Here is a 2,401-nt window from a genome sequence, read left to right as displayed (position 1 = left end):
CGTCCCCGCCGTCGGCCACCGGCACGGACTCGACGACGAGACCGGGGGCGGCCCGCCGCAGTCCCGACCCGAGCCGCTCCGCCACCTCGACGGCGGTGAGCGAACCCTTGAACTTGTCCGCCGCTATGAGCACCCGCACTGGCCGTGCGTCCATCACGCTGATCTCCCTTACGGCCGGCAGGGCTGGGCCATATCCATAGTCGTCGCCTGCGGCGAGCGTTCTCTTCCAGCCGCCCCTGCCCGGAGACGACGAGGAGCTTCAGCGAGAACAGGTGCTCACATATGCTCCAGGAACCGCGTCGCGGTTTCGGCCAGGACCTCGTACCCGTCCCTGGCCCACAGCCCCTCGTTGAACAGCTCGACCTCGATGGGGCCGGTGTACCCGGCCGCCTCTACGTAGCCCTTCCACTCCCGCATGTCGATCGAGCCGTCCCCGATCTGGCCACGCCCAGTGAGGACACCCTCCGGCAGCGGGGTGACCCAGTCGGCCAGTTGGAAGATGTGGATTCGGCCGCCGACGCCCGCTCGTGCGATCTGGTGGGGAGCGGTGTCGTCCCACCAGATGTGATAGGTGTCCACCGTGACGCCCACTTGCTCTGGCGGGAAGCGCTCTGCGAGCTCCAGCGCCTGGGCCATGGTCGAGATCACACAGCGGTCAGAGGCGAACATAGGATGCAGCGGTTCGACGGCCAACCGCACCCCCCGCTCGGCTGCGTACGGGCCCAGCTCAGCCAGCGCGTCTGCAACCCGCTCGCGCGCGCCGCGCAGGTCCATGGATCCGGTAGGCAGTCCGCCCGAGACGAGTACCAACGTGTCGGTCCCGAGGATCGCCGCCTCGTCAATCGCCCGCCGGTTGTCCGCCAGAGCTTCGGCACGCTCCGAAGGGTCGATGGCCGTGAGGAAGCCGCCCCGGCACAGTGTCGACACCCTCAGCCCTGCTTCGCGGACCAGTTTCGCTGTCGCTTCGACGCCGTGCGCACGGACCGGTTCACGCCACAGGCCCACACCCTGCACGCCCGTCCTCTGGCAGGCGTCGACCAGCGCCGGCAGTTTAAGCTGCTTCACCGTCATCTGGTTGATGGACAAGCGCTCCACTGTGGTCTTCACGAGGTCACCCCGTATACAGAGAGCAGCGCCTTCATCCGTGTCTCGGCCAACTCCGGGTCGGGGAACAGCCCGAGGCCGTCGGCAAGCTCGTAGGCCGTTGCCAGGTGCGGCAGCGAGCGTGCCGACTGCAAGCCGCCCACCATGGCAAAGTGCTCCTGATGACCCGCCAGCCAGGCCAGAAGGACCACGCCTGTCTTGTAGAAGCGCGTAGGTGCCTGGAACAGGTGGCGCGCCAGTTCCACTGTCGGGTCGAGCAGTACACGGAAGCCGTGCACGTCGCCTGTGTCCAGTACCCGTAGGGCTTCTGCTGCGAGTGGGCCCAGCGGGTCGAAGATGCCCAGCAGTGCATGGCTGAAGCCTTGCTCGTCGCCCGCAATCAGCTGGGGGTAGTGGAAGTCGTCGCCGGTGTAGCAGCGCACGCCCCTTGGTAGCCGGCGCCGCAGTTCGATCTCCCGCTCCGCGTCGAGCAGCGAGATCTTCACGCCGTCCACCTTGTCCGCGTGCGCGACAACAACCTGCAAAAAGACTTCGGTGGCGGCGTCCAGGTCAGTGCTGCCCCAGTAGCCCTCCAGGGCCGGGTCGAACATCGGGCCGAGCCAGTGGAGGATGACCGGGTCGGCGGCCTGCCGAAGCAGATGGCTGTATATCTCGCTGTAGTCGTCGGGGCTCTTGGCGACGGCGGCCAGCGCGCGTGACGCCATCAGGATCGCCTGCGCGCCAGCCTCCTCGACTACCGCGAGCTGCTCCTCGTACGCATGGCGGATCTCCGTCAGCGAACCGGCGGCGAGCTGGTCGGTGCCCACCCCGCAGGCGATGCGGCCGCCCACGGCGCGGGCCTCAGCGGAGGAGCGGCGGATCAGTTCGGCTGCGCTCGCCCAGTCCAGGCCCATGCCGCGCTGGGCTGTGTCCATGGCCTCGGCGACGCCCAAGCCCTGTCCCCACATGAACCGGCGGAAGGCGAGCGTCGCGTCCCAATCGATGGCAGCGGATGAGCGCGAGGACGAATTTGCGTAGGGGTCGGCGACGACGTGCGCCGCTGAGAAGACCGTACGCGAGGTCGGTGATGTACCGGCCGACGGGACGAAAGGTGCGCGGTTCGGCTGATACGCCCGCAGATGTCCGTTCACATCCGGGAGGTGAATGGTCACAGCGTCAGCTCCGGTACGGCGAACCGGCGGCCCTCGGCGGAGGAACGCAGACCCAGTTCGGCGAGCTGCACACCGCGGGCACCGGCCAGCAGGTCCCAAGTGTAGGGCTCGCCGAGGTGGACGTGGCGCAGGAACAGTTCCCACTG

General features: G+C 68.1%; 3 protein-coding genes and 1 pseudogene. All 4 read right to left on the bottom strand.

The genetic code is table 11. The features are described from left to right. On the bottom strand, positions 1-154 hold a 154-nt coding region (locus ACFZAU_RS41765; protein ID WP_500556598.1), incomplete at its 3' end, for a glycerate kinase. 122 nt (positions 155-276) lie between these two features. Then, a complete protein-coding gene (locus tag ACFZAU_RS41760; protein WP_500556597.1) occupies positions 277-1,071 on the bottom strand; it encodes a sugar phosphate isomerase/epimerase family protein in 795 nt (264 codons plus the stop codon). Between the two features lie 32 nt (positions 1,072-1,103). Beyond that, entirely contained in the window at positions 1,104-2,255 is a 1,152-nt protein-coding gene (locus ACFZAU_RS41755) for a dihydrodipicolinate synthase family protein (RefSeq protein ID WP_500556596.1), read from the bottom strand. Then, positions 2,252-2,401, bottom strand: a pseudogene (locus ACFZAU_RS41750) (Gfo/Idh/MocA family protein); the annotation flags it as partial. The gene ACFZAU_RS41755 and the pseudogene ACFZAU_RS41750, both read right to left, overlap by 4 nt.

The organism is Streptomyces sp. NPDC008238 (assembly GCF_042956445.1).
In the GTDB taxonomy this organism is placed as follows: Bacteria; Actinomycetota; Actinomycetes; order Streptomycetales; family Streptomycetaceae; genus Actinacidiphila.
This window is presented reverse-complemented; position numbering and strand designations above follow the sequence as displayed.